The 26,500-nt window shown below is 70.1% G+C and carries 23 protein-coding genes and 5 pseudogenes; 15 read left to right on the top strand and 13 right to left on the bottom strand.

Features of this window, described 5'->3' with window-relative positions; genetic code table 11:
- Positions 1–79 precede the first annotated feature (79 nt).
- From WJ438_RS37210 to WJ438_RS37195, 4 genes are read right to left on the bottom strand one after another with little or no spacing between them, the layout of a single operon-like run.
- The gene (locus tag WJ438_RS37210; protein WP_406729080.1) at positions 80–1,993 is read right to left on the bottom strand and encodes a glycogen debranching N-terminal domain-containing protein; all 1,914 of its coding nucleotides are present in this window, start codon (positions 1,991–1,993) and stop codon (positions 80–82) included.
- Positions 1,990–3,345 carry an MGH1-like glycoside hydrolase domain-containing protein gene (locus WJ438_RS37205; RefSeq protein ID WP_406729079.1) on the bottom strand — a complete coding sequence of 452 codons (1,356 nt, stop codon included), beginning with the start codon at positions 3,343–3,345 and terminating at the stop codon, positions 1,990–1,992. Before WJ438_RS37205 ends, WJ438_RS37210 begins: the two co-directional genes overlap by 4 nt.
- On the bottom strand, positions 3,342–4,142 hold the full coding sequence (locus tag WJ438_RS37200; RefSeq protein ID WP_406729078.1) for a TIM barrel protein: 801 nt from the start codon (positions 4,140–4,142) through the stop codon (positions 3,342–3,344). Before WJ438_RS37200 ends, WJ438_RS37205 begins: the two co-directional genes overlap by 4 nt.
- A gap of 10 nt (positions 4,143–4,152) precedes the next feature.
- The gene (locus WJ438_RS37195) at positions 4,153–5,199 is read right to left on the bottom strand and encodes a zinc-binding alcohol dehydrogenase (RefSeq protein ID WP_406729077.1); all 1,047 of its coding nucleotides are present in this window, start codon (positions 5,197–5,199) and stop codon (positions 4,153–4,155) included.
- A 125-nt stretch (positions 5,200–5,324) separates the two neighbouring features.
- On the opposite strand from WJ438_RS37195, the gene WJ438_RS37190 reads away from it, so the two are divergent.
- From WJ438_RS37190 to WJ438_RS37170, 5 genes and pseudogenes are all read left to right on the top strand, one after another.
- Entirely contained in the window at positions 5,325–6,731 is a 1,407-nt protein-coding gene (locus WJ438_RS37190) for an ABC transporter substrate-binding protein (RefSeq protein WP_406729076.1), read from the top strand.
- Positions 6,732–6,763: 32 nt separating this feature from the next.
- A pseudogene (locus WJ438_RS37185) lies at positions 6,764–7,782 on the top strand (carbohydrate ABC transporter permease).
- The gene (locus tag WJ438_RS37180; RefSeq protein ID WP_406729075.1) at positions 7,779–8,663 is read left to right on the top strand and encodes a carbohydrate ABC transporter permease; all 885 of its coding nucleotides are present in this window, start codon (positions 7,779–7,781) and stop codon (positions 8,661–8,663) included. The pseudogene WJ438_RS37185 and the gene WJ438_RS37180 overlap by 4 nt, the downstream one beginning before the upstream one ends.
- Before the next feature lie 4 nt (positions 8,664–8,667).
- Complete coding sequence (locus WJ438_RS37175) at positions 8,668–9,903, top strand: ROK family protein (RefSeq protein WP_406729074.1); 1,236 nt, start codon at positions 8,668–8,670, stop codon at positions 9,901–9,903.
- Complete coding sequence (locus WJ438_RS37170) at positions 9,897–10,790, top strand: Gfo/Idh/MocA family protein (protein ID WP_406729928.1); 894 nt, start codon at positions 9,897–9,899, stop codon at positions 10,788–10,790. Before WJ438_RS37175 ends, WJ438_RS37170 begins: the two co-directional genes overlap by 7 nt.
- 539 nt (positions 10,791–11,329) lie before the next feature.
- On the opposite strand, the pseudogene WJ438_RS37165 reads toward WJ438_RS37170, so the two are convergent.
- A pseudogene (locus WJ438_RS37165) lies at positions 11,330–11,635 on the bottom strand (RNA-guided endonuclease TnpB family protein); the annotation flags it as partial.
- A 306-nt stretch (positions 11,636–11,941) separates the two neighbouring features.
- A pseudogene (locus WJ438_RS37160) lies at positions 11,942–13,090 on the bottom strand (IS30 family transposase).
- Between the two features lie 313 nt (positions 13,091–13,403).
- On the opposite strand from WJ438_RS37160, the gene WJ438_RS37155 reads away from it, so the two are divergent.
- A complete protein-coding gene (locus tag WJ438_RS37155) occupies positions 13,404–14,435 on the top strand; it encodes an SDR family oxidoreductase (protein ID WP_406729073.1) in 1,032 nt (343 codons plus the stop codon).
- Between the two features lie 279 nt (positions 14,436–14,714).
- Here WJ438_RS37155 and WJ438_RS37150 read toward each other — a convergent pair whose 3' ends face one another.
- A complete protein-coding gene (locus WJ438_RS37150) occupies positions 14,715–14,990 on the bottom strand; it encodes a hypothetical protein (RefSeq protein ID WP_406729927.1) in 276 nt (91 codons plus the stop codon).
- A 124-nt stretch (positions 14,991–15,114) separates the two neighbouring features.
- On the opposite strand from WJ438_RS37150, the gene WJ438_RS37145 reads away from it, so the two are divergent.
- Entirely contained in the window at positions 15,115–15,312 is a 198-nt protein-coding gene (locus WJ438_RS37145; protein ID WP_406729988.1) for a hypothetical protein, read from the top strand.
- A 252-nt stretch (positions 15,313–15,564) separates the two neighbouring features.
- On the opposite strand, the pseudogene WJ438_RS37140 reads toward WJ438_RS37145, so the two are convergent.
- Positions 15,565–16,000: pseudogene (locus WJ438_RS37140) on the bottom strand (helicase); the annotation flags it as partial.
- Between the two features lie 6 nt (positions 16,001–16,006).
- Entirely contained in the window at positions 16,007–17,602 is a 1,596-nt protein-coding gene (locus tag WJ438_RS37135) for a hypothetical protein (protein WP_406729072.1), read from the bottom strand.
- A 596-nt stretch (positions 17,603–18,198) separates the two neighbouring features.
- Between WJ438_RS37135 and WJ438_RS37130 the strand changes: the two genes are divergently transcribed.
- From WJ438_RS37130 to WJ438_RS37110, 5 genes and pseudogenes are all read left to right on the top strand, one after another.
- Positions 18,199–18,687, top strand: a complete 489-nt coding sequence (locus tag WJ438_RS37130; RefSeq protein ID WP_406729071.1) for an integrase core domain-containing protein — start codon at positions 18,199–18,201, stop codon at positions 18,685–18,687.
- 167 nt (positions 18,688–18,854) lie between these two features.
- Positions 18,855–20,035 (top strand): annotated as a pseudogene (locus WJ438_RS37125) (erythromycin esterase family protein).
- Positions 19,986–20,417 (top strand): CBS domain-containing protein, encoded by a 432-nt coding sequence (locus WJ438_RS37120; protein WP_406729070.1) that lies wholly within the window; start codon positions 19,986–19,988, stop codon positions 20,415–20,417. Before WJ438_RS37125 ends, WJ438_RS37120 begins: the two are co-directional and overlap by 50 nt.
- Positions 20,418–20,443: 26 nt before the next feature.
- The gene (locus tag WJ438_RS37115) at positions 20,444–20,857 is read left to right on the top strand and encodes a DUF2267 domain-containing protein (protein WP_406729069.1); all 414 of its coding nucleotides are present in this window, start codon (positions 20,444–20,446) and stop codon (positions 20,855–20,857) included.
- Between the two features lie 16 nt (positions 20,858–20,873).
- Positions 20,874–21,143: a hypothetical protein gene (locus WJ438_RS37110; protein WP_406729068.1), complete on the top strand. Its 270-nt coding sequence runs from the start codon at positions 20,874–20,876 to the stop codon at positions 21,141–21,143.
- Positions 21,144–21,384: 241 nt separating this feature from the next.
- Here the strand turns inward: WJ438_RS37110 and WJ438_RS37105 are convergent, their stop codons facing one another.
- The 3 genes from WJ438_RS37105 to WJ438_RS37095 form a co-directional block, all read right to left on the bottom strand.
- Positions 21,385–22,077, bottom strand: a complete 693-nt coding sequence (locus tag WJ438_RS37105; protein WP_406729067.1) for a lysophospholipid acyltransferase family protein — start codon at positions 22,075–22,077, stop codon at positions 21,385–21,387.
- Between the two features lie 327 nt (positions 22,078–22,404).
- Positions 22,405–22,605 (bottom strand): hypothetical protein, encoded by a 201-nt coding sequence (locus WJ438_RS37100; protein ID WP_406729066.1) that lies wholly within the window; start codon positions 22,603–22,605, stop codon positions 22,405–22,407.
- Complete coding sequence (locus tag WJ438_RS37095; protein WP_406729926.1) at positions 22,553–22,987, bottom strand: integrase core domain-containing protein; 435 nt, start codon at positions 22,985–22,987, stop codon at positions 22,553–22,555. The genes WJ438_RS37100 and WJ438_RS37095 overlap by 53 nt, the downstream gene beginning before the upstream one ends.
- A 413-nt stretch (positions 22,988–23,400) precedes the next feature.
- Here WJ438_RS37095 and WJ438_RS37090 point away from each other — a divergent pair, with 413 nt between their 5' ends.
- From WJ438_RS37090 to WJ438_RS37080, 3 genes are all read left to right on the top strand, one after another.
- The gene (locus WJ438_RS37090) at positions 23,401–24,426 is read left to right on the top strand and encodes a glutathione S-transferase family protein (protein WP_406729065.1); all 1,026 of its coding nucleotides are present in this window, start codon (positions 23,401–23,403) and stop codon (positions 24,424–24,426) included.
- Between the two features lie 365 nt (positions 24,427–24,791).
- Entirely contained in the window at positions 24,792–25,325 is a 534-nt protein-coding gene (locus tag WJ438_RS37085; protein WP_406729064.1) for a TetR/AcrR family transcriptional regulator, read from the top strand.
- 173 nt (positions 25,326–25,498) lie between these two features.
- Positions 25,499–25,720 (top strand): hypothetical protein, encoded by a 222-nt coding sequence (locus WJ438_RS37080; RefSeq protein ID WP_406729063.1) that lies wholly within the window; start codon positions 25,499–25,501, stop codon positions 25,718–25,720.
- 214 nt (positions 25,721–25,934) lie between these two features.
- Here WJ438_RS37080 and tpg read toward each other — a convergent pair whose 3' ends face one another.
- Positions 25,935–26,492, bottom strand: coding sequence for a telomere-protecting terminal protein Tpg (gene tpg, locus WJ438_RS37075; protein WP_406729062.1), 558 nt, complete (start codon positions 26,490–26,492; stop codon positions 25,935–25,937).
- Positions 26,493–26,500: the final 8 nt, after the last annotated feature.

Raw genomic sequence — 26,500 nt, 5'->3', positions numbered from 1 at the left:
GGTAGGGGGAAGGACGTGCCATGACTCGATCCTCTCAAATGATCGAGTCCCTATCGAACCCGGAACGGTTCATACCGGACTACACGCCCACCTGTTCGATTGCGGTCCGCAGGGCGAGCGGGGTGGCCGCCGCCCAGGCCTGCGGGGAGCAGGAGTGCGGGTACGGGACCGGTGACGCGGTCGCCGCGCGGTCGTAACCGGCGAGGACCTCGGGCAGTCGGTAGCCGTAGCCTGCCGCCGCCGCGATCAGGCCCGCGCCGAGGGTGCGGACCTCGTCGGCGAGTCCGTGGCGGGCGAGGCCGAGCGCGATGAGGGCGTTGTCGTGCGGCCAGGCGCTGCCGCGGTGGTAGGACAGCGGGTGGTACGGACGCTGGCCGGAGGCGAGAGTGCGGATGGCCCAGCCCGAGAAGAAGTCGGGTCGCAGCAGCCTTCGGCCGACAGTGCGGGCGTGCTCCGTGTCGAGGATGCCCGACCACAGCAGGTGGCCGGCGTCGGAGGCGAGGGCGTCGACCTGGCGGCCCTCGCCGTCCAGGGCCAGGGCCGGGAAGTCGGCGCCGGGCATCCAGAAGTCCCGCAGGAAGCGGTGCCGCAACGGCACCGCCAGGTCGCGCAGCCGGGCCGCGTAGGCCTCGTCCCCCCATACCTCGTGTGCCAGTCGAGCCGTGCGCGTCAGGGCGTCGTAGGCGTAGCCCTGCGCCTCCGACACGGCGATGGGGCCCTCGGCCTGGGTACCGTCGGTGAAGCAGATGGCGTTCGGGGAGTCCTTCCAGTTCTGGTTGATCAGACCGTTCGGGTCCGGGGTGTACACGAGGTAGCCGTGGTCGTTGATGCCGCCGTCGGTGAGCATCCAGTCGACGGCCCGCCGGGCGTGCGGCTCCAGGCGTACGGCGAGGGACCGGTCGCCGGTCGTCTCGTAGTGGGCGTGGAGCAGGACGAGGAAGAGTGGGGTGGCGTCGACGGTGCGGTAGTAGCGCCCGAAGGGAACCTGGCGGAAGTGCGAGAGTTCGCCGTGGCGGATCTCGTGGACGATCCGTCCGGGCTGCTCGCCGCTGAAGGCGTCGTGGCGTTGGCCCTGGGTCGCGGCGAGGGCGCTCAGGGTCGCGGCGGCCGGGCCGGGCCGGTACGGCAGCAGGAAGTACGACGTGATCAGCGAGTCCCGGCCGAACAGGGTGAGGAACCAGGGGATACCGGCGGCGGGAACGAACACGTCCTCGCCGTCCACCCCGGTCGCCAGGACCGTCAACAGATCCAGATCGGCGAGGCCCTGGTCGATTGCCCGAGCCAAGTCATCGGCTTGTTCGGGGAGTTGTTTCCGATCGGTGCGGGGAGCCTGCGGGATGTGCGAGGGCATGCCGTGTGGCCGGGCGCGTACGGTCAGGTGGAGTTCGGCCTCCGCGTGGCCGTCCAGCCGGAGCCGCCAGCGCAGGGTGCGCGCCGTCGGCCCCTCCTGTGCCTCTGTCACGGCGTCGGGAGCGGGCCGGCAGGCCACGGTCGTCTGCGCGTGCCACTCGGCTCTGCGGTACTCGAACCGTACGCCGTCGTCGGTGGTGTGGACGCGGTGTACGGCGTCCGGCTTGGCGTAGTGCCGGTCGTCGGCGCGCAGTTCGAAGAGGTCGGCGAAGTCGGCGTCGGCCGTGAGGTCCAGGTGGGCGGTCACGGGTTCGGGGCGGTTGCTGACGAAGCGCAGGTGCTCGGTGAGGGTTGTGGCGGTCAGGGTCTGCCGGCGGAAGACGGCGTAGGCGGGCGGTTCGTCGCGGGTGCCGGCGGGGGTGAGCACACAGGTGGCGGTGTCTGCCGTCGCGGCCGCGGACGGCATGAGCGTGGTGGGGGTGGTGCCGTCGACGGTGAGCCGCCAGCGGCTGAGGTGCCGCGCGTCGCGCAGGAAGAGTCCGTCGGGTGCCGTGCCGCGTACGCCGTGGAGGTCGCCGTCCGGGCCGAGGCGGACGAAGGCGGCGTCGCGCACGAGCTGTACCTGCTCGCCGGCCTCGGTCATGGCAACGGCTCCTTGTCGTCGGTGAGCAACAGATCCAGGGCGAGGGCGGCCGTCCAGGAGAAGTACCGGGCACCGCGGCCCTCGCCGGTGAGGGGGTCGATGTACTCGGCGAACCGGGTTCGTCCGGCCTCCGTGACAAGAGCCTGGCGCAGGTGCTGCGCTTGTGCATGCCAGCCGTGGGTACGCAGTCCGCGTTCGATGAGCCAGCTGGTGTTGAACCATGCGGGGCCCCGCCAGTACCGCTGGGAGTCGAAGCTCGGTCCGGACAGGTCGTAGCTGGGGACGAGTCGGGTGGCTGGTGCCCGGAAGTGCGGTCCGTTCAAGGTTTCCAGCAGACGCCGAACGAGGTCGGCGGGCAGGCCGGGGACGACGAGCGGGACGAGTCCGGTGACGCTGCGCTCGTCGATGAGGGAGTCGTCGGCGAGGTCGCGGGCTCGGAAGAGTCCCGCGGAGTCGTCCCAGAGGCGGTCGACGAGCCGCCGGGTGAGGTCGGCGGCCCGCTCGGTGTGGGCGCCCCCGGCGTGGCCCAGGTGTTCCGCGATGCGGGCCAGGGCGAGTTCGCCGGTGATCAGCAGGGCGTTGAAGCCGGGGTCCTCGACGGCGAAACCGTGGACCGTGGACCGGTCGTCGTAGCCGGTTGCGCGGTAGGTCGCGGCCAGCCGGACGTAGCGGCCGTAGTCGAGGTCGGTGGGCCGGTCGGTGGGGCTGCCGTGGTCCAGGTCGGCTCGGCGGAAGGTGTCGGCGGCGGGTTCGACGCGGGCAAGAGGCCGGTCCCAGCAGGGGCTGTTGTCCATGCCGGGTTCCCAGGGGTGGACGACGGCCGCCAGTCCCCCGCCTCCGAGGTCGCGGTGGGTGAGGAGATAGTCGTGCCAGGCGGTGAGCCCGGGATGGATGCGGGCCAGGAAGCCGCGGCGGTCCGACTCGGCGGGGTCCGAGCAGTGCACGAGCCAGGCCGCCAGGGCGTGCACCGGTGGCTGGATGATGCCCGAGGTCTCGGGGATCGCCGGTGCGCCCACGCCCCGCGCGGCGCGGGAGGACTGCCAGAAGTCCGGGCTCGGGAAATAGGCCCCGTACGGCACGGCGGGGTTGAAGACGATGTGCGGCAGGCGGCCGTCAGCCCACTGTCCGGCCAGCAGCGATTCGAGTTCCCGCTGGGCGCGGCGTACCGAGAGGTGGCGCAGGCCGATGGCGATGAAGGCGGAGTCCCAACTCCATTGATGGGGGTAGAGGGTGCGGGAGGGGACGGTGGAGGTGCCGGTCCAGTTGTCGATGAGGACCCGCGCCGCACCGCGCCGCAGTGTCAGGTGGTCTGCGGGCGCGGAGGGCGCGGGCCGGCCCAGGAGGGTCTTCACGCGCCGGACCTCTTGAGGAAGGCGGGGATGGAGCGGACGGCCTCGACGGGATCGCCGGTCAGCCGGCACTCGGCAGCGAGGTGGCCGTCGTAGCCGATGGTGTGCAGGGCGCCGAGCCAGGCGGGCCAGTCGAGGTGTCCGGCGCCGGGCTGGAAGCGGTTGGAGTCGGAGACTTGGGCGTGGCCGATGAGGTCGGGGTGGGCGAGGATCGCGGCGGTGGGGTCGGACTCCTCGATGTTCATGTGGTAGCTGTCGATGCCGATGCGCACGGAGCCGAGGCCGGTGGCACGGATCAGGTCCGCGGCCTGTTCGAGACGGTTGACCATGTGGTCCTCGTAGCGGTTGAGCGGCTCGAGGAAGAGCATGACGCCTTCCCTGCGCGCGTGTTCGCCCAGTTCGGTGAGGCCGGCCAGGAGGATCTCGCGGTCCTCCTCCTCGGTACGCGGGGGTTCGAAAGGCGGCAGACGGCGGGAGAACATGCCGTAGGAGGCCGGGGTCTGGGCGCCCCGGCCGCCGATCTCGGCGATCACGGTGAGCTGGGACTTCATCTGGGCGAGCGCGTCGCGGCGCAGGTCCTCGTCGAAGGCACCGAAGAAGTGCGGCATGTCGACGCACACCGTCGGCATGGCCACGCCGTCCTTGTGGGCCTGCTTCAGTTCGTCGAGGCGGGAGGCGAAGTGGAGGCCGCCCTTGCCGCGCAGTTCGATGGCGTCGTCGCCGGCCTCCTGCGCGAACTCCCACTTGGCCTGCAGGGTGTCTCCGGGCAGGAGTTGTTCCTGTACGGCGGTCTTGAGCATGAGGGGCCTCTCAGAATTCCAGGACGATCTGCCGCGCCTCGGCGGGGCGTTCGTCCAGCAGTGCGTACGCATCGGCGGCCTCGGCGGCCGGGACGACATGGCTGACCAGGGAGGTCACGTCCACATGTCCCTCGGCGACCAGCCGCAGGAAGGTCTGCTGGAGGCGTTCGACGCTCCAACGGCTGGACAGCTGCGGGGGGATGCCGCCGATCTGGGAGCAGACGAGCTGGACGCGGTTGTGGTGGAACTCGTCGCCCAGGCGCAGGCCGATGCCGTCGCCCTGGTAGAAACCGGAGGCCACGACCCGGCCGCCGACGGCGACCGATCGCAGGGCTTCGTGCAGGGCCGAGTAGGCGCCGCTGATCTCGATGGCGAGGTCGGCGCCGAGACCGGCGGTGGCGGCGCGGATGGCTTCGGCGACCTGGTCGGTGCGAGCGTTGAGGGTGTGATGGGCGCCGTAGCGCCTGGCGGTCTCCAGGCGGCCGTCCAGGGCGTCGACGGCTGTGACCCGGGCACCGCTCAGTTGGGCGAGCCGGGTGGTGAGCAGGCCGATCACGCCCTGCCCGAAGACGGCCACGTCCTCGCCGAGGTGGATGTCGGCGGCCAGCACGGCGTTGTAGGCGATGGCCCCGACGCGGGCGAAGGCGCCGGCGAGCGGCTCCAAACCGGCCGGCAGGGTGTGGCCGATCATGCGTTCGACGGGGACGATGCCCTCGCTGCGGTGGCCCCAGATACCCCACACCATGTCGCCCACCTGCGGAAGGCCCGGCGTGCCGACAAGGTCCGGGGCGATCTCGACGACCTCGCCGACCTCGGAGTAGCCCCAGCCGGCCACCGGGTATTCGATGCCTGCCGCACCGTCGCGGAAGAGGCGGGCCTCGGGGTCCCAGGTGCGCGTCAGATACGGGTTGGTGCCGCGGTAGGCAGTGAGCTCGGTGCCGGCCGAGATGCCCGAGTAGCGGGTGCGCACCCTCAGGTGCCCGGCAGGCACTTCGGCCCTGACCTGCTCGGCTACCTCCACCTGGCGGGGACCGGTGAATTGGACGACGCGTTCCACGAAGGACTCCGAACGGTGCGTTGGGCGGGTTGCGTTGACGATATCCGGAACTTATGCCTTGTCAACAAGCAATAGTGATGCTGAGATGCGTTCCCAGTAGACATAAGTCGGAACGAGGGAACGCAATGCGCATCAGGACCCTGCGGTCGAGGATGACTGCGGTCGGCGTCGCAACAGCCCTGGGGACCGGGCTGCTCGCGGGCTGCTCCACCGGCGGTACCGGGCCCGGCACTCCGGACCGTGAGATCACCGTCTGGTCCCAGGAGAACCTCCCGGACCGCGTCGCGGCGACACAAAAGATCATCGACGGGTTCCAGAAGGAGACCGGGATCAAGGTCAAACTCGTCGGGGTCGACGAGGGCCAGATGCCCCAGCTGATCATGTCGGCCGCGGCGGCGGGCGAGCTGCCCGACGTCATCGGTGCCGCACCGATGGGCCAAGTGTGGCAGATGTACACCAACGGCCTGCTCAACACCGATATCCCGAAGGAGATCATCGGGGAGCTCGGGCGCGGCACCTTCAACGCCAACGCGCTCGACCTGACTTCCGACGGCGCCACCAGCCTCGGTGTGCCCTCCGACGCCTGGCTCCAGCTGCTGGTGTACCGCAAGGACCAGTTCGAGGGGAAGCAACTGGCGCCCCCCGACACCTACGAGCGGACCCTGGCCGCCGCCGAGGCACTCACCGCCAAGGGGCACGACGGCATCTCGGCGGCCACCGATCCGGGCGACGTCTTCACCTCGCAGAGCTTCGAGAGCATCGCCCTCGCCAACGACTGCCAGCTGGTCGACGACCGGCACGAGGTCGCCCTCGAATCACCGCAGTGCGAGACCGCGTTCAGCACCTACGACCAGCTGGCCCGCGGTTACGGCGCCCCGGGCACGCAGACCGTGGACTCCACCCGCGCCACCTACTTCGCGGGCCGGTCCTCCATGATCGTCTGGTCTTCCTTCCTGCTGGACGAGCTCGCCGGTCTACGCAAGGACGCCCTGCCCAGCTGCCGCGAGTGCCGCAAGGACCCGGGCTACCTGGCCGACAACAGCGGCATCGTGACCGCGATGCGGGGCCCCGACGCCGACGAGGCGGCCCAGTTCGGCGAGATCACCTCCTGGGTGGCGACGAAGACCGCCGAGACGGCGGCCTCCCGCGAGTTCATCGCGTACATGATGGGCACCGGCTACGAGTCCTGGTTCGGTATGTCCCCCGAGGGCAAGATCCCGGTCCGGGAGGGCACCGCCGCGCAGCCCGACCGCTACATCGACGCCTGGCTGCACAGCGACATCGGGGTCGACACCAGGAAGCCCTTCGACGAGGTCTTCCCGGCGAGCCTGCTCAACGAACTCGCCGACGGTGTCAGCAACATGCGCCGCTGGGGCATCACCCAGGGCGAGGGAGCCCTCGTCGGCGCCACCAACGGCGAACTGCCCGTACCGAAGGCCATCGGCGCCATGACCAGCGGGCAGACCTCCCCCTCGGAGGCGGCCCGCGAAGCCGGCGACGAAGTCTCCGCCTTGCAGAAGTCCCTCCAGTAGCCGCCCCGCGCGCCCGTCACGAAGGTCCCCTCATGACAACAGCTCCCACCGGCGCGCCGCAGCGCCGGAAGACCAGCCCCCGGCCCACGGGTGGTCCGACCGCCCGGGGCCGCCGCCCGATGACCGCAAGCCGACGCGCCAACCGCGCGGGGCTCGCGTTCGTCTCGCCCACCTTCATCGTGGTCCTGGTGGTCGTCGTCCTGCCCATCGCCTGGACGGTGCTGCTGGCGTTCCAAAACGCCAAGCTCGTCGACGTCCAGGGGCTGAGCCTGTTCGGCAACTGGTCCCTGGACAACTTCAGCCAGGTCTTCGCCTCCGCCGGCTTCTGGTCGAGCCTGAGCACCACCCTGATCTACACCGCGGGCAGCACGGCCGGCTCCTCCTCCTCGGGCTGATCGCCGCGCTCGCCCTGCGCAAGCCGTTCCGCGGCCGTGGCCTGCTGCGCGCCGCGATGCTGCTGCCGTACGTCGCACCCGTCGTGGCCGTGGCGTTCGTCTGGGAGGTCTCGCTCAGCCCGCAGTACGGCATCGTCAACGACTGGGGCCGAAGCCTGTTCGGCTGGGACGACCCCATCGCCTTCCTCTCCACCCGCGCGTACGAAGTCAACCTGCTGGGCCTCCGGTTCGACATCCCGCTGGCCCTGCTGACCGTCATCGTCTTCGAGTGCTGGCGCTACTTCCCCTTCGCGTTCCTGTTCCTCCTCGCCCGTCTGCAGGCCGTCCCGAACGGACTCGAGGAGGCCGCGACGGTCGACGGGGCCACGCCCACCCAGCGCTTCCGGCACATTCTGCTTCCGCAGCTCATGCCCATGATCGCGCTGCTGTGCGTCCTGCGGTTCATCATGACCTTCAACAAGTTCGACGACGTCTACCTGCTGACCGGCGGCGGCGCCGGCACCGACGTCGCCGCCGTCCGGGTCTACGACTTCCTCACCGCCCGCTACGACGTGGGAGCCGCGGCCGCCCAGGCCCTCGTCCTCGCCGCCTCGCTGATGATCCTGCTGGGCCTCTACTTCAAGTTCTTCGGCAACAAGGTCCAGGAGGAATCGTGACCCGCAAGACCGCCCTGACCAGGGCACAGTTCGAGGACCGGTTCTTCGGCGTCCTGCGCTGGTTCGTCATCGCGTTCCTCGCGCTGATCACTCTGCTGCCCTTCTACTACATGCTCCTGCTGTCGCTGAAGCCCATCGACGCCCTGCTCCTCGACCCGGGCTCCCTGTGGATCCCGGTCAAGGACTTCACGCTGTCCACCTACCGCGATGTGCTGAAGTCCACCGACGCCGGCGGCCAGGGCTTCGTGACGTTCCTCGTCAACTCCGCCCTGGTGTCCCTCGGTACGGTCGTACTGACCCTGCTGGCCGCGGTGCCCGGCGCCTACGCGGTCAGCCGGCTGAGGTTCTTCGGTCACCGCCAGGTCAGCGCGCTCTTCCTGGCCGTCTACCTGTTCCCGGCGACCCTGCTGGCCGTCCCGCTGTTCGTCATCTTCGCGAAGATGGGGCTCTCCTCCAGCCTGGTCGGACTCGCCATCGTCTATGTCGCCCAGACCGTGCCGGTGTCGATCTACATGCTGAAGAACTACCTCGTCACCATCCCGTACTCCATCGAGGAGGCAGCGGCGCTCGACGGGTGCTCACGGCTGCAGACGATCCGCAAGGTGATCCTCCCGCTCGCCCTGCCCTCCCTGATGGCGACCGGCCTCTACGTCTTCATGATCGCCTGGAACGAGTTCCTGTTCGCCCTGCTCTTCCTCGCCGCCGATCCCGACGCGTGGACCGTGTCCCTGGGCCTGGCCCAACTCTCCAACGGCATCGAGGTGCCCAAGACGATCCTCATGGCCGGTTCCGTGGTGCTGACGATTCCCGTGGTAGTTCTGTTCTTCGCCGCCGAGCGACTTCTCACCGAGGGCTTGACCAGCGGCGCCGACAAGAGCTGAAATCATGGGTGATGTTGTGATCACGTCGAACCAGGTCAGCGCGGGCGCGCTGCTGCACCTGATCCGCAGTGGCCGGGCCAACACCCGCGCTGACCTGCTGCGCGCCACCGGTCTGTCCCGCTCCACCATCGGGCAACGGCTGGACACGCTCAACCGCGCGGGCTGGCTGCGGCACACCACGGGCACCTCCACGGGCGGCCGTCCGTCGGAGCGGATCGTCTTCGATCCCACCCATGCCTCGGTCATCGCCGTCGACCTGGAGACACGGCATGCCCGCGCCGCCGTCCTCGACCTGGCCGGCACGATCCTCGCCGAGCACACCGGCCCGCTGGACATCACCGAAGGACCCGACCGGGTCCTGGACGAGGTGTCGGCCTGGTTCCCGGACCTGATCGCCGCGGCGGGCGTCAACGGGGCCCGGGTCTGCGGAATCGGCCTGTCGGTGCCCGGCCCGGTCGACTGGGAGATCGGCCGGGTCGTCGAGCCGCCCATCATGCCGGGCTGGGACCGGTACCCCATCCGCGAGCGCCTCCAGACGGCCTACGGCCGGCATGTGGGCGCGGGCCTGGACGAGGGGCCGGTCACCGTCCTCGTCGACAACGACGCCAACCTGATGGCGCTGGCCGAGCAGCAGGCCCACCACGCCGACTGCGCGGCCTTCGTCCTCGTGAAGGTCTCCACCGGCATCGGCGCGGGTGTGGTGATCGACAACAGCGTCTACCGCGGAATCGACGGCGGCGCGGGCGACATCGGCCACATCCGTCTGCATGACCGGACTGACTCCCTGTGCATGTGCGGGTCCTACGGCTGCCTGGCCGCCGTAGCCAGCGGCCGTGCGCTGGCCAGGCAGCTCTCCGCCCTGCATGCCGGCGCGGCGTCCGGCTCCGACGTGAAGCGTCTGCTCACCGAGGGCCACCCGGACGCGATCCGCCTCGCCCGGGAGGCCGGCCAGCGGGTCGGCGAGGTCCTCGTCACCGTCGTCACCCTCCTCAACCCCGGCGTGCTGATGCTCGCCGGGGACCTCGCCGGAGTGCCCTTCATGACCGGCGTGCGCGAGCTGCTCTACCAGCGCGCCATGCCCCGTACCACGGCCAACCTGCAGATCGTCACCTCACGGCTCGGCGACCACGCCGGGCTGATCGGGGCGGCCACCATGGTCGTCGATTACCTCTACTCCCCCGCCCGCGCGGACGCCCGTCTCAGCGGCACCATCCCTTCCGCGCAGACAGGAACATCGTGACCCTCATATCCCCCTGGGCGCACCGGCCGGTCGAGGTCGGCCTCGTGGGTGCCGGCCCCTGGGCCCGGGCCATGCACGCCCGCATGCTGGCGACCGGCCCAGAGACCCGGCTTGCCGCCGTCTGGGCCCGCCGCCCCGAGGCCGCACAGCAGGCTGCACAGCCCTACGCGGCGCGGGCCGCCGGGAGCTTCGAGGACCTGCTCGACCGGTGCGAGGCAGTGGCGTTCGCCGTCCCGCCCGCCGTCCAGGCGGAGTTGGCGCCCCTGGCGGCCAAGCAGGGCAAGGCGCTGCTGCTCGAGAAGCCTCTGGGCCCTGATCGGGCTGCCGCACGACGTGTGGCGGACGCCGTCGCCGAGGCGGAGGTCATCTCCCAGCTGGTGCTGACCAAGCGTTATCACCCGACCACCCGTGCGTTTCTCGACGCCGCCCGCGGCATCGAGGTCGCCGGCGCTCGCTCCTGCTACCTGCACGGCGCCTTCCTGGGCGGCGACTTCGCGACCGGCTGGCGCCTCGAACGGGGCGCGCTGCTCGATCTGGGCCCGCATCTGCTCGACCTCCTGGACACCGCGATCGGTCCCATCACCGCGATCCACGGCACGGGCGACCCACGCACATGGATCGAGCTGACCTTCGAACACGCGAATGGCGCGGTGAGCCAGGCCTCCCTGTCCGGCGCCGTCGACGTGCCCCGCGCCGTCACCCGCGTCGAACTCTTCGGCACCGAGCCGCCCCTGGTCTACGACACCGCCGAGATCGACCACGAGGAGTGCTGGCCCATACTGCGCCGGGAGTTCGCCACAGCGGTACGCACTCACACACCGCCTGAGCTCGACGCGGCCCGGGGGCTGTATCTCCAGGACCTGATCGAGCGGGCAACCCGCAGCTGACCTACGCCCGGACGGCGGAGGTCGGTGTGACCGAGAAGCAGCGGGCACCCGGCGGGGGCACGCCGACGAGCGTACACACCCCGTGACCCAGGTCCGCGACCTGGAGTTCCACTGCTATCCCCAGCTGCTTTTCGCGCCGATGCACACAGACCGGGTGCGCTCCCCACTCTGCAGGTGCCGATACATCATCCGCGCAGGTCACGGCCTCGATTGCCCAGCGGCGAGCCGCGCACACCGACCGTTGGTCGTCTTCCCGCGGACCAATGCGGACGGCATCATGCTCTCTCGTGCTGCTGCGCCTGGCCCACCTCGCCGCCACCCACGCCCTCGCCCTGCCAAGTCTGCTGCCGATGAGCGACCGGGACAAGGACATCGAGATCCTCGCCCTGCGGCACCAGTTGCTGGTCCTGCAACGCCAGGTCGGCAAGCCGACGTGCACCGACACCGACCGGGTGAGCCTGGCCGGTCCGCTCCGCCGCCTGCCGAGGGAGCAGCCGCGGCATCTCCTGCTGCCGGTCCGCCTGGAGACGATCTTGCCTGGACGGGAACCAGCGGTCGATCACGACGAGTTCGCGCCCGTACCAGGCGCACTTGTGCTCCAGCATCGTCCGCAGCTCGGTCCACGACGCGTCCGAGATGGCGCGCGCCAGCGTGTGGTTCTTGGCCAGGTTGCGGACGGTCAGGTCTTCGAGCACGACCGTTTGGTTCTCACGGACGAGACGAGTCGAGAGTTTGTGCAGGAAGTCCCGGCGCCGGTCGGCGATCCGCGCATGGACGCGGGCCACCTTCCGGCGGACCTTGGCCCGGTTGGCCGAGCCCTTCGCCTTCCGGGACAGCTCCCGCTGCCTGCTCGTCCGTGGGGTAGAAGCGGTACTTGAAGGCCCGCTTGACCTGCCGCGTCACGCCTCACGTTGTATCAGCTCCCGTGGGAGCCAAGGGTGCCGGCCTGTGGTCGGCGGACGACGAATCGCCCTGGCGGCGATTCGGCCTTGCTTGCCCCGCTCCGCAGAAGTCCGTTTCTCCCCCGCAAGCGGGGGTACCCCCACCCCGGCCTGACGGCCGGGGTATCCACGGCAGAATCCTGATGACCGCCCCGGCCGTGATCACCCCCTATGACGGGCGAATCCAAGGGGTCGTGGCAACACCGCTGGTCATGCGGCTGTTGTCAGCAGCTTAGCGAGGCGCTCGGCTGGGGTTTCCCAGCCGAGCGTTTTGCGTGGACGGCCGTTGAGTTCGGCGGCGACGGCGTCCAGGTGTTCCCGGCTGTGCCGGGAACAGGTCCGTGCCCTTGGGAAAGTACTGCCGCAGCAGCCCGTTCGTGTTCTCGTTCGATCCGCGCTGCCAAGGGCCGGAGGAGTCGCAGAAGTAGACCGGCATGCCGGTGGCCATGGAGAACTGGTGGTGCAGGCCCATCTCTAAGCCCTGGTCCCAGGTCAGCGAGCGGCACAGGTGGTCCGGGAGGATGGCGAGGGTGTCGATCAGCGCGTCGCGGACGGTGAGGGTGGCGCGGGTGCCGGGCAGGTGGACCAGCATCACGTAGCGGGTGGTCCGCTCGACCAGGGTGCCGATCGCGGAGCCGTTGTCCTTGCAGATGAGCAGGCCGCCCTCCCCATGCCCGGGGACGGCTCGGTCCTCGGCCCCGGGCATGGGGAGGGCGGCCTGCTCATCACCATCGGTGCCGGGAAGCCCGGAACGCGCTGGCCCGGGCGTTGGGACTTGCGGAGGGTGCGGCCGGTGCGCAGCGCCCTGGGGAGTTCGCGGTGCAGCTCGCCCCGGCCCTGGACGTAGAGGGCCTGGTAGATCGTCTCGTGCGACACGTGCCTCCCCGGCCGGTCGGGGAAGTGCCGGCGCAGACTCCGGCTGATCTGCTCGGGACTCCACTTCAGCCCCAGCCACGACTGGGTGGTGTCACGCAGCAACAGACACGCCGCGATCTTCCCGCCCTTGGGGCGGGGCGGGCGGGCCCTGGCCCGGGCGTGCGCGGCGTGCGGCCGGTACTGGCCGTTGACGGGGTGCCGGTTGCGGCGGATCTCCCGGCTGATGGTGGAGGGGCTGCGGCCCAGCTCGGCCGCGATGGCCCGGATCGTGGCCTTCTCCCGCAGCCGGTCGGCGATGTGTATCCGTTCGTCCTCGCCGAGAGAGCGCGAGTCGCCACGGACCTCGATCAACCGCGTTTTCGGTCTTACGGATCTGACCGCGACCGCCGACGCGTCCTGCGCCCGCGGTCGCGGTCTCTTCGCCCGGCCCTCGGGCCGTCCGTGACGCCACTCCCGGCCGGTCCGGGGATGCACCCCCACCATCCGGCCGGCCTGCGTGATACTCGTCCCTTGATCCACAAGAGCAAGGTAGAGCTCACGCCCCTTCAGGGGTTTCCTGGCCCCTGCGGCCTCCGGCCCTCCCGGATCTCGAAGTCCATCGCGTCCCCCTGCATCGGGGTGTTGCGACGACCTCTTGAACTGAAGGAGTGGATGGGGGTTTCCATGCCTCCGCGCCGTCGCTTGCGCGCGTTCTCCGCGTAAGTCTCGTCCTTGCGTCCGCCGGCCGTGTGCCGAGCGCCGCGGACCGGGTACTCGGACCGCTCCTGCGGGACTACGCGGCCGAAAGGAGCGGAAGGTGAGCAGTGAAACGGGTATCAGGGTCGTTGTCACGGGCGCCACCGGTAACGTCGGCACCAGCGTGGTGAGCGCCCTCGCGGCGGCGGAGGAGGTCGGGTCCGTCCTGGGCATGGCCCGGCGGGTCCCCCCGTGGTCGCCGCCGAAGACGCAGTGGTCCGCGGTCGATCTGGCCTCCGAACGGTTCGGGCTCGTGGAGGAGTTCGCGGGCGCGGACGCGGTGATCCATCTGGCCTGGGCGTTCCAGCCGACGCACGATCCGGCGACCACGTGGCGCACCAATGTGCTCGGCAGCATGCAGGTGTTCGACGCGGTGGCCGAGGCCCGGGTCCCCGCGCTGGTGCACGCCTCGTCGGTCGGAGCGTACTCGCCGGGGCCGAAGGACCGGCAGGTGGACGAGTCGTGGCCGACACATGGCTGGCCGGATGCCGCGTACTGCCGGGAGAAGGCCTATCTGGAGCGGACGCTGGACACCTTCGAACGCGACCACCCGGGGACGCGGGTGGTGCGGATGCGGCCCGCGTTCCTCTTCAAGCGGGAGTCGGCGAGCGAGCAGCGCCGTATCTTCGGCGGACGGTTCCTGCCGGGTCCGCTGGTGCGCCCGGACCTGCTGCCCTTCCTGCCCGACATCCTCGGGCTGCGGGTGCAGGTCCTGCACACCGGCGACGCGGCGGACGCCTATCGGCGGGCGGTGCTGTCCCCCGACGCCCGGGGCCCCTTCAACCTGGCGGCCGAACCGCCGGTCGACGCGGAACTGCTGGGCACGATGCTCGGCACCCGTAGGGTCCGGCTCCCGCGTACGGCGGCCCGCTCGGCGGTCGCCGCCGCCTGGGGGCTGCACCTGCTGCCCGCCTCTCCGCACCTGTTCGACGCCGTGCTGAGGCTGCCCCTGATGGACTGCACGCGGGCGCACACGGAACTGGGCTGGCGGCCGACGCGTACGGCGCCCGAGGTACTGGAGGAGTTCCTGCAGGGCCTGCAGCAGGGCGCGGGGGCGCCGACGGAACCGCTGCGGGGGCGGAAGGTGGCCTGACCCTGGCGGAACCCTGACGTCGCAGCCCAGGCGGGACCTGACGCAGGTGCGGCCCGGGTGGGCGAGCCCTCCCGGGCCACACGCGGATCTGGCGGATTACGCGGGCGACTCGTCCGGGACCGGGGGCTCGGAGTTCGGGGACGCCGAGTGCGGCGCGCTCGGGCCGAAATCCGAGGCCGCGGAGATCAAGCACCGTCTCGCGACGTTCCTTTGTGAAGATCTCACACCTGGCTGTCACCAGAGAAAACACTGATCACCTACGCCCGTAAAGGCGCGGCGTCACTCCTCGGATACGAGATCACCGTCCAGCACAACGACAGGCAGGCAACCCGCGGTCGCGGACCCTGTGCCGTTGGGAAAGTCGTCGCTGCTGGTCAGGCCGCGTAGCGGTACCCGGTGAGGACGCCGCCGAGCACCCGGGTGGGTCAAAGCCGGTGAGCGGCCGGGCCGGCCACCGGCGCCGGGCGGGATTTGGTTGAGGGTCTGGTGGGGGCGGTGTTCGTTGCAGTGACGCCGGTAGGTGGCCAGGACGTGCCGGGCGTGGGCCTCGTTCATGAGGAGGACATGGTTGAGGGCTTCGCGCCGGATAGTGCCGATCATCCTGTGCCGTTCGGAGGCTCATCGCCGCTGCTCGCAGTGGGGCTGGTGCGCCACGACGGCTTACTCAAACTCGGTCCGGGTGGCTGTCTCACCGGTGTCCCAGGCGGCACGCAAGCCACTCTCCGTCCCGGCGGTGCTGCCGCCGCGGCGGGAGAACGCGGTGCCGCGCAGGCAGCTCACGGGCCCGGTGCGGGACGAGTCCGCGGACCGGCCGTGGTGCGCGGCGCCGTCCTCGCTGCGCCCCCCCGACGCCGGGGGGCGCAGGTGGTCCCGGTGACGCCCGGGGCCCTGCTGGTGGGGCGCCGCAAGGCCGATCGCCCGGAAGCGGGACTCCAGCAGACACCGGGGCAGGCCCGGGAGGCCGGCCGCGGCGCGCGGTGACGGCGCCGCGGCCGGCCCCGCGCCGCGCCGGCCCGACGGGGCGGGAGTTTTTGACCCCCCGGCCCGGCCGGCCTGCGCCGGGTGGGCGCCCCGGCGTTCGGCGCACGCGCCGCCCGCGCAGCGCCCGTCCGACGGGATCCCGGACGGTGAGGAAGACGGGCACGATGATGCGGGCGACCTTGGTGGAACCGTCGCGGTTGGGCCGCAGCGCGCGGCCGATGTCTGCACGATCTCGACCTGGGGGTGCGGGTGTCGGCGAAGCAGACGGCCTCGACTCCTCGCTCGCCGGCGCTGTCGACGCCTTCGCCGAACACGCGACAGCTTGCGAGGAACGCGCGGTGCACCCCGGCAACCGGCCGCGTCGATACCGCCTGCGAACTGCCGCAGGACCCCGCGCCGCTCGGCGACGAGGTGGTCGCCGCACAGTCACGCCGACCACATCCGCTCCGGGGTGCGTGGCGGCCGGCCTCCAGCTCGTAGAACTTCGCGTCGATCGACGACTTCGGCAGCTTCTCCGCCTTGGCCAAGTCGTCATCGGAGGCGTCGTTGACGTACAGCTCCGCGGCCGTCTCCGGCATCTTCTCCACGCCCTAACAGGCGCGGAAGTACAGGGTGCGCTGCACGAGGCTCAGGGTGGGCTCGGCCCAGGCGAGGACGCCCAGGCCAGAGGTGAGGTTTCCGGGCGGCTGGTTGATCAGGGTGTCTCGGCGGATGAGGCGGGAGAAGTCGACGGTGACCGGGTCCGGCCGTACGCTGCCGTCGGCATGGCGGAACTCCACGCCGGCCCGGCGCATGATGGTGATCAGTTCCTGGGCGAGGATGCCGTATCCGATGGTGGTGGGGTGGACGCCATCGAGGGAGAACAGGCCTCCGTCAGTGCGCCGAGTTCCGTCGCTGGCCAGGAAGTGGGAGTTCGGCTCCGGCGACAGGGCCTGCAGCTGCGGGGGCAGTGGGTAGGGCTGCCACCAGGTCGGTCGGGCCAGGGGGTCTTCGATGTAGCGGCGTGAGGCGAGCCGGTCGAGCAAACCGGCGGTGTCCATGAGGTACCAGTCCCGGCCATCCTTCCGTGCCTCGCGCACCTGGTCGGTGATGGCGTCGTTGTACAGGTCGATGGCCCGGTCGACGTCCTCGGCCTGCTGGCCGGTCAGGTGCGGGTGCAGGAGCGGATTGAAGTCGCGGTCGCTGATCCACGGCCGGGTGTAGTACGGGAAGTACCTCGATCCGGGCTCGGTCTTGCCCGCCACGCCGCGGGCGAGCGGGGCGATGGTGACATGGGGCACGGTGCACCAGATGACGTGGCGGGCTTTGATCTCACGCACTCGCTCGGCGAGCTCCTCCAGTTCTTCCCGGAAGTGCTGGGGAGTCCACACCGTATACGAGCACTTGCCGCGCAGGTCCTTGTATCCCTCGCCGCTCCACACCACCTTCAGCTGGGTTACCGCCTGCAGGGCGTTGTTAGCCCCGAGGAAGACGATCAAGGTCTCGATGCCGTGCTCCTGGCCGTCGTCCCGCTCGTTGCCGAGCCGCTGCGCCGCGTCCAGCAGCGTCAGCCGCCCGTTGCCGTCGACGCTGTCGGAGGGCAGGACTCGCAGGGCCGCGCGGTCGCCGTGGTTCTCCACGACCTGCTGCAGCCAGTTGTCCTTGGGCGCCTGGAGGGCGTCCCGGCAGGTCTTCGCGGTCCTCTCCAGGACATCGCGCAGGTCCCAGCCGTACACCGAGAGGTTGTGGTTGATGCCGGTGGTCCGGGGACCGATAGCGCCCGGTCCGCGCTCCCAGTAGTCCTCCGCACCGTCCATGAACCGGCGGGCCTGGAACAGTGCAAGGGGCGTCTCCCACCAGTCGAGGTCCTGGCCGAAGCGGTCTTCCAACTCACGCAGCAGCAGTTCAATGTTGAGCGGCAGGCCCCCATACCCGGGGTAGCAGGGGTAGCGGAAGTGCCCGCCCCAGCCCAATTCGTCGGCGATGATCGCCGGGTATGACAGGTCGGTGTGGAAGACCGCCCCGCTTTGGAAACCGTGCGTGAGCGAGTCGCCGATCGTCACCAGCCGGTGACGGGGCGGCGGCCCCTGCCCACCAGGGTGGACGTCGATGTTCAGGGCGGGGTCTGTTACCGGCTCCCGCGGCTGCTGCTCCCTGCCCGCCTTCACTTCCCGCGGAGTGTCCGCAGCGCGCACATCGTTGGCCATGGCGTCCCCATCTGTAGGGCGCGACCACCAAAGCCTGGCTTCCCCGCTCGCAGGCATTATCAGCGAGGACGCATCCCCGTAGTCGTCGCGGCTCTTCTTTACAAAAGAAACATTCGACCCATGTGTCACGTTATCTGCCATCAGAACCAGCGGCACCTTGAGAAAGACAGCCTCCGGTAGCGCTGCCCTTGCCGAATGCTTCATACAGGCGGGTGCGGTTATTGGGTGCCTGGGCGTCAGCTGATGGACGGACCCACCGATGCCCCGCATCAGCGTGATCATCGTGGCACGATGAGCGGCTGTGCTTCCGCGACCGACGTGCCCGGGCGTGACGAAAGCGTTCGCGATGCTGCGGCTGCCGCCGATGAGCAAGCGAGAGAAAGACTCGGAGGTGCTGGCGCTGCGCTACCGGATCGCTGTACTCGAGCGACAGACGCGCTGGCAGCGGATCTCCCGGCGGGTTCCAGCGAGCGACCGAGCCCTCCTGGCCGCACCGGTCCAAGGCTTGGCGATTCGGCGGATCCGACCGCTGGTCCGACCAGACACGGTGCTGCCCGGCCCCGCGCCCTGATCGCCCGCCGCCACGCAGCCTGTACGTGTTCTTCGCCATGGAGGTCGGCACCCGCCCCGTCCACATCCTCGGCGCCACGGCCCATCCCACTGCGGCCTGGGCCTGGCTCGCCAGGAACCTCATCACCGACCTCGGCGACCGCGCCGCCGGCTTCCGCTACCTGCTGCGCGATCGCGGCAGCCGCTACACCCAGGCGTTCGACGCGGTCTTCGCCGCCGACGGCACCGAGATCCTCAAGGCCGCGCCGCAGGCGCCACGGATGAACGCCCACGCGGAGCGGTTCCTCCGCACGGCACGAGCCGAGTGCACGGACCGCCTGCTGATCTACAACGAGCAGCACGCGCTACGCGTCCTCGCCGAGTACGCCCAGCACTACGACACCGGACGGCCGCACCGGGCCCTGCGACTCCGGGCGCCTGCCGACGATCCGGACGTCGTCCCGTTGCCGGCACTGCGGATCCAACGCCACGACATCCTCAGCGGGCTGATCCACGAGTACCACAACACCGCCTGAAAAAGATCGCGAAATTTGACGAAGCAGCAGGCCAGCGTGCATGCAGGACTTTTGGAACCCTACAGGTGCACTGCTCGGTGACCGCGGCGCCGGGCACCCTTGAGGATCCGCGCGAGGCGCTGGAGGACTTCACCCGCTGGCCGCGGTGGAGGTGAGCGAACACCGAGGTGGCCCACTTCACCCGGTGGCTGCGACGTCACAATGCCGTACGGCCCGCCGAGCAGCGGGTCGGCTTCTTCGGCCTGGACGTCTACACCCTGTGGGAGTCCCTGCGCGCCGTCCTGGTCCATCTGCGCACCCACGATCCGGACCGGGCCGAGGCGGCCATGGAGGCGTATCGCTGCTTCGAGCCGTATGCCAAGGATCCGCAGGAGTACGCCGAGGCCACCCGGCTGATTCCCTCCGGATGTGGACCGGAGGTGCTGGCCTTGCTCATCGAGCTGCGACGCGGGGCGGAACAGGCCGGGCGCCGGACGGGCTGGCGGAGTTCGCGGCCCGGCAGAACGCCGAGGTGCCGGCCGGCGCCGAGGCGTACTACCGGGCGCTGGTGCGCGGCGGGCCGGAGTCGTGGAACATCCGCGACCGCCACATGGCCGACATCGTGGACCGGCTCATGGCCCACCACAGGCCCGAAGCGAAGACCGTGGTGTGGGAGCACAACACCCACATCGGGGACGCGCGGGCCACCGACATGGCGGAGGCCGGCATGGTCAACGTCGGGCAGCTCGTCCGCGAGCGCAACGGTGCCGATGATGTCGTGCTGGTGGGGTTCGGCTCCTACGAAGGCACCGTGATGGCGGCGGACTTCTGGGGCGCCCGCCCCCGTGTCCTGCGTGCGCCGCCGGCGCGCGACGGAAGCCTGGAGCACCGCCTGCACCAGGCACCGCCTGGGCGGCAGGTGCTGTTCGTGTTCCCGCCCGGCGATCGACCCGACGGGCAGGCCGAGGACGGGCGGCCGTGGTTCCAGCGGGAAAACGACCACCGTGCGATCGGCGTCACCTACCGTCCGGCCCGGGAACGCTGGGGCACCTACGTGCCCACCCGGCTGGCCGACCGATACAACACCTTCCGCCACCTCGACCACACAACGGCACTCACCCCGCCGCACCCCGAACGTCCCGGCGCGGGCGAGGAAGAAGAGACCTGGCCCTCCGGTATGTGCCCCCTGCCCACTGCGGCGCACCACCGATCTCCTGGGCAGGGCACATCTTGGGGGAAACAGACATGGATCGTGGCGTTCGTGGTAGTTCGGGCAGCAACACCTGCACGGCGATACGACGACTGCTGGAGGTCTTGCCATGGCGACGGCACAGATGGTGCGGGACGTGATGACCGCCCCGCCGGTTGAGGCCAGCCCCCACGCCTACGTGGCCGATGTGGCCCGCCGTATACGCGACGAGGACATCGGCGCGGTCGTGCTGACGGAGGGCAGCCACCCGCGCGGGCTGGTGACCGACCGGGACCTGACTGTGCGGACCCTCGCCGAAGGCGGTGATGTCACCGACAAACGCGTGCAGGAGGCGTGCAGCGCCGAACTGATCACGGTCACTCCCGACGACCCGGTCGACCGCGCGGTTGAACCCATGCGGGAGAAGGCAGTACGCCGCCTGCCGGTGGTCGACCCCGACAGGGACTGTGTGGTCGGCATCGTCTCGCTGGGCGATCTGGCCGCCGAACGCGATCCCGACTCCGCGCTGGGCCGGATCAGCGCGGCGGAGCCCAACACCTGAACGATCACCTCGAACGGAGAACAGCCATGGACCACGACACCTTCATCGGGCAGGTACAGGCGCGCGCCCACCTCGACAGCCGGGGCACCGCCGAGACCGCCACCCGCGCCACCCTGGAAACCCTCGCCGAACGCATCCCCGCTTCCCTCGCGGACAACCTCGCCGCCCAGCTGCCACAGGAGATCGGCGAGCACCTGCGCCGCGTCGCCACCGCACCGGACCTGCCGGAAACCGGCATCCGGATGGACTACGACACATTCCTCGACCGCGTCGCCCAGCGCGCGGGCGAAGACAAGGCAAAGGCCACCCACGAGGCCCGCACCGTCATGGAGCTCGTCGGCGAGGCCACTCAAGGCGGCCTGACGGACAAAGTCCGCCAGTCGCTGGACGACGAACTCGCCCGGATCCTCTTCGCCGGCAGCAGCGGCGGGATCACCTGACACATGCGCTGCTCACGTGACCGAACCGGGCGCCTCCGGCCTCGGCAACAGCGACCGTCACCAGAACCACGACGACCGCCGGGCCGTGGGCGTCGGACGACGAGACCTAGGGAGGCGAGGAACCGTGACCGCGAAAGCCGGCGAGAAGGCCCAGAAGACAGGCGACTTCTACCGCGCCGAGTGTGACGAGAAAGTCCATGTGAAGCAGGGCGACAAGATCCCCGCATGCCCCAAAGGCCATAAGGAGTTCTCGACACGCCGGAAGGAGCCGGACACCAAGTCGTGAACGCAGGTTCGGGCAGAGCCGTGGAGCGAGGGTCGACAGGGCCCTTCGGAGCAAGCGGTGGCCAGCCGGGCGGTGAGATGAGAGATCGAGCACCTGCGGCATCGATTGAGCGCCGGATGTGCCCGCCGTCGGCGTGGGCATGAGCGGACAAGAGGTCTTCGGGCCGGTGTGGTGGTCGCATGACTGCTCGCTTGGGACGGACGGCCGTCCGGACCGGATCGCACCCAGGCGCGGCGGAATCTCAGCCTCGCCGCCCCCTCCCCTGTACGGCCTTCACCTCGGCCGCATACCGGTCCACGTACTCCTGGCCCGACAGCCGCAAGATCGCGTACATGATCTCGTCGGTGACGGCCCGCAGCACCGTCTTCTGGTGCCCCATCCCCGCAAAACGCGAGAAGTCCAGCGGTTCCCCGAAACGAATCGTGACCGGCGTGAGCCTCGGCAGGACACGTCCCGAAGCCCAGATCCGGAACGTCCCCACCATCGCGCACGGAATCACCGGAACCTGCGCGCCCAGAGCCATCACCGCCGCCCCGACCTTGCCCTTGTACAGCCGGCCGTCGGGCGAGCGCGTGCCCTCCGGATAGATCGCGAGCAGTTCCCCCTTCGCCAGCACCCCCAGCCCCTTCCGAAGCGCCGCCTGCCCTGCGGCCCTGCCCGACCTGTCCACCGAAATCTGCCCGGCACCGCGGAGAACGAGCGCGGTCAGCCGGCCTCTGAGACCCGGCGCCGTGAAGTACTCCGCCTTGGCCAGGAACGTGATGCGCCGCTTCAGGACCGCGGGCATGAGGAGGGGATCCACGAAGGACAGGTGATTCCCGGCGACGATCGCCGCGCCCTGCGCCGGAACATGCTCGAGCCCCTCGACCCGCGGCCGGAACAACAGCCGCAGCAACGGCCCCAGAAAGACGTACTTGAGCAGGTAATAGAACACGGGCGGCTTCTCCCCTGCCGACTCGGCTCCCCGGTACTCTGGGCCTGGTTGTCAGGTCCTGTCCTCCCCGGCCGGGACCCGGTGAACGGTCACCGACGCGTGTCCACTCGCGCATCCCCCACGCGCCGGCCCCGGGCACCCGGGCACGCTATGGAGCGGGCGAAAGTGCTGTGGTTGGGGCCCCTCGACTACGCCCCGCCGTCCAGCCCGCCCCGCCCGCGCTCGTCACCGGGATCTTCGTCCCCCGCGACCGACAGCGTCACCGGCTACGTCATGAAGCCGGTCGGCCACGTAAGAAAGCAGACAGTGGTACGGGCCCCTCGCTGGTTACCGGGCGCAGCCGGCGTCCAGTACTTCGACCACCTCACCATGGCGGGTATACACAAGCCAGCACCATTCACCGAATGCTGCGGCCAGGTCCGGGACCTCTGTCGTCGAGTCCCCGGCCACAGCTTCGATGAACGTGATGGTCTCCTCACGCGCTTCGTCCGAGATCTCGAACAGTGCGGCCGCTGCCCGTTGGATCATTTCGATTCTCATTTCGCCCCCCGTGGACGGCAGGAGCAGCAGAGCACGGAGCTGTCGGCTCCGTCCGGGCCTGTGGACGGCTGCGACCAGAGTCCCTGACCACGATAAATCCACCATCCCGTCCCATGCAGTGAGCTGCCCCGCGTTTCGTGGAGTCCGCGATCGTGTGATCAAGCGGTCTGCGGGGCTTCCTCCAGGCTCGCCCAGTACGCCTGCTCGTACTCGTCGGGTGGGACGTGTAGCCCAGGGCGGCGTGGAGTCGTTCACCGTCGTACCACGCGACCCACTGGAAAACGGCCCGTTCGACCTCGTCGAAGTCCCGCCACGGGCCCTGATGCTCGATCAGTTCGGCCTTGAACGTTTCGTGCAGAGCCTCGACCATCGCGTTATCGTACGAGTCTGCGAGTGAGCCGACCGATGCCGAGGCTCCGGCCTCCGCCAGTCGCTCCGTGTAGCGAGCGGACACGTATCGCGACCCGTGGGCGGAATGATGAATGAGGTCGGCGTCCTTCTTGAGCTTCTGCCGCCAAAGGGCCATCTCCAGCGCGTCCAGCGGCAGGTCGGTGCGCATGTGGGTGGCGGCCTGCCTGCCCACGATCCGGCGGGGTACGCGTCCAGGACGAAGGCCACGTAGACCCAGCCCGACCAGGTCTGCGAGCGCGACCAGGACGGTGACCCGGGTCTTGCGATCCGATCGTGTACCCACCCCGGCCGGTTGCCCCGGTCACACCGTGCCGACCGCCGAAAACGGGGAACGCGTTCACCGGGGTTCGAAGCGACGAGGAGGAGGACATCATGAGCCGCGACGAGGGGGACGGCGACAACAGCGCCTACGGCCGGAAGGCGTTCAAGCGGTCGAGAGCCCACTTCACGGACCGGATCACCGCGGACGGCAGGGACGGGTGGCCGGTGGAGGCCGGGCGCTACCGGCTCGTCGTCAGCCGTGCCTGCCCGTGGGCGAGCCGAGCGCTGGTGTCCCGGCGGCTACTCGGTCTGGAGGACGCGCTGTCCCTGGCCGTCGCCGACCCGGTCCAGGACGACCGCAGCTGGCGCTTCACCCTGGACCCGGGCGGTCGTGATCCGGTTCTCGGCATCCGGTATCTGAGCGAGGCGTACAACCGGCGGGAGACGGACTACCCGGGCGGGGTGAGTGTCCCCGCGATCGTGGAGGTGGCCGGCGGGCGGCTGGTCACCAACGACTACCAGCAGATCACTCTCGACTTCGCCACCGAGTGGACGGCACTGCACCGCGCAGGCGCGCCCGACCTGTATCCCGAGAGGCGGCGCGACGAGATCGACGCGGTGATGGCGGAGGTGTTCGACGATGTGAACAACGGGGTGTACCGGGCGGGCTTCGCCACCGGTCAGCGGGAGTACGAGGTGGCGTGCGCGGGCGTGTTCCGGCGGCTCGAACTCCTGGCGCGGCGGCTGGCGGGGCAGCGGTACCTCGTCGGCGACACGATCACGGAGGCGGACATCCGGCTGTTCACCACGCTGGTGCGGTTCGATGCCGTCTATCACGGCCACTTCAAGTGCAACCGCTGGAAACTGACGGAGAACCGGGTGCTGTGGGCGTACGTCCGCGATCTCTACCAGACGCCCGGCTTCGGCGACACCGTCGACTTCGACCACATCAAACGGCACTACTACCAGGTTCACACCGGCATCAACCCGACCGGCATCGTGCCCCTCGGCCCCGATCTGTCCGGCTGGTCGGCCCCTCATCACCGCGAGGACCTGGGCGGTCGGCCGTTCGGCGACGGGACGCCGCCTGGGCCGGTCCGCGCGGACGGGGAGACAGCCGAGCGGGGCCGCCCCTGACGCTCGGACCTTGTGCCGTTGGGAAAGTCGTCGCTGCTGGTCAGGCCGCGTAGCGGTACCCGGTGAGGACGCCGCCGAGCACCCGGGTGGGTCAAAGCCGGTGAGCGGCCGGGCCGGTCACCGGCGCCGGATGCTCCCGGGCAAGGAGAAGAAACCGCCCCCGGGCCCGGTGCGGGCGATGCCGGTTGTAGTGGCGCAGGCGGCCAGGACGTGCCGGACGTGCGTCCCGTGCCAGCTCGGCAGACGGTCCAGGACCTCGCGCCGCGGGGTCTCGAGGACCCGTTCGCCGGGGGCGTTCGTCCGAGGAGCCCGCGGCGCGGTCCCGACGCCCTCGCTCCCCCGGCGCCGCGGGCGGCGTGTGCCGTGTGCGCCGAACACCGATCCCCGACACCCCGCTGGAGGAGTTGTCCGTCGCGCAGCTGTGCCGCCGCGCCGGTGTGCACCGGGTGACCTTCTACGGGCACTGGCCCGACATCCGCACCCTGGCGGCCGATGTGTTCGCCCAGGCCGTCGACCGCCTCGCGGGCGTGCCCGAGGAGGCGACCGCCACCGCCGCTACTCCTGCCGACCTGGCAGCCGCCTACATGATCGCGCTGCGTCACCAGTTGCGGGAGCTTCTGTGCCGTCGGGCCACCTACCGCGCTCTGTTCGCCTCGGACGCCGACGCGGGTTTCCACCGGCACCTGACCGAGGCCATGCGCGAGCGCGCGGAGGCGGCGATCTCGCACCTGGCACGGCTGGGGGTCGACGTACCCGCCCGCTCCTCGGGATACCCGGCCGCGGTCATCGCCGGAGGCGTCGTGACGGCTTTCGAAGTCTGGGTCATCGGTGAAGAGACCGATGTCGATGCCGCGGCCACCGGCATCGCCGCGCAACTCCCGGGCTGGTGGCCGCGCTGATACACGCCTCCGGGTCTTGCATCTCTCTGACACTCATCTCGACCGGTCACGCGGCCCCGACGCCGACGTACTGGGCCCGCACCCCCGGAAGTTCCCCTGATCTTGGACAGCGGGTGTCTACGCTGCGGGGCGATATCTTGGTGCAGCAGTTCTCGTGTCTCGATGGGGGTGAGATGTCCGCACTCGGGGTGCTTGCGGAGTCTGCTGCGGTTTTATCCGACCTCGACGAAGCGGAAGACGTCGGCTCAGGCCTGTGCCCGGGTGTTCCAGATGGTGGTGCCGATCTCCGCCTCGAGCAGGCCGAAGAAGCTCTCGGCTACGTCGTTATCGTGGCAAGACCCGGCCCGGCCCATGTTCTGACGCATCTCAACTCCGCGATCGAAGAACGGAACTGAGCGGAGCTGTATTCACTTCCACGGTCGGTGGGCGCTTCAACCGCCGTCCTCGCTCTCCCTCACCCGGCAGTCGGAGCAGCGATCGGTGTTGGCGCCATCGTCGTCAGCCTGCTCAACGAGCTGATGGGTCGATAGCCGCCAGCTCCCTGAGCCCACGTCATACGTGAGCGAGCCTGGACCAATTGGTCCAGGCTCGCGGGCTGTCCGAGTCAAGTCAGAGGTCGAACTCCAGGTGCTCGATGTCCGTGAACCGGACCTCCTCCAGGCTTCCGGCGCGGCGGCCGCCGTCCTGGAAGTACACCTCCTTGAGCGCTTCGGCGGCGATCTCCTTGAGCTGCTGGTCGCCGACGCCGGCCTGCTGGGCGTCGAAGAGGCGGGCGGCGTAGCGGGGCGGCAGGGCCACGGTCAGGTGCCGGATGCGGTCCTGGTCCGTCGACCCGATCGGCGCGGTGTAGCCGAGGCGGGCGCGGGTGTCGAGGACGATGCCGCCGGTGGTCGCCGCCTTCTCGCGGGCCTTCGCCCTGATCTGCGGCTGCCACCGCCTTTTGACCTCGTGCTCCATCCGGGCGGCGAGGTCCGCCCGGGGCTTTTTGATCTGGTCCTTCACGTACCGCTCGACGGTGCGCTGGGAGATCCGCAGCAGCTGGGCGACCGCCTTGGTGCCCCCCAGCCGCTTGACCAGGTACCGCATCTGCGCGGGCGCGCTCTTGGGCACCGGGCGGGTGAACGCCTTCTGCACCGCGGCGTCCAGGCCGTCCCCGAACAGGCCCATGCCCCTCC

It is taken from the genome of Streptomyces sp. GD-15H (assembly GCF_045291515.1).
Taxonomy (GTDB): domain Bacteria; phylum Actinomycetota; class Actinomycetes; order Streptomycetales; family Streptomycetaceae; genus Streptomyces.
Note: the sequence above shows the minus strand (reverse complement) of the source record. Positions and strands in the feature narration are given on the sequence as shown.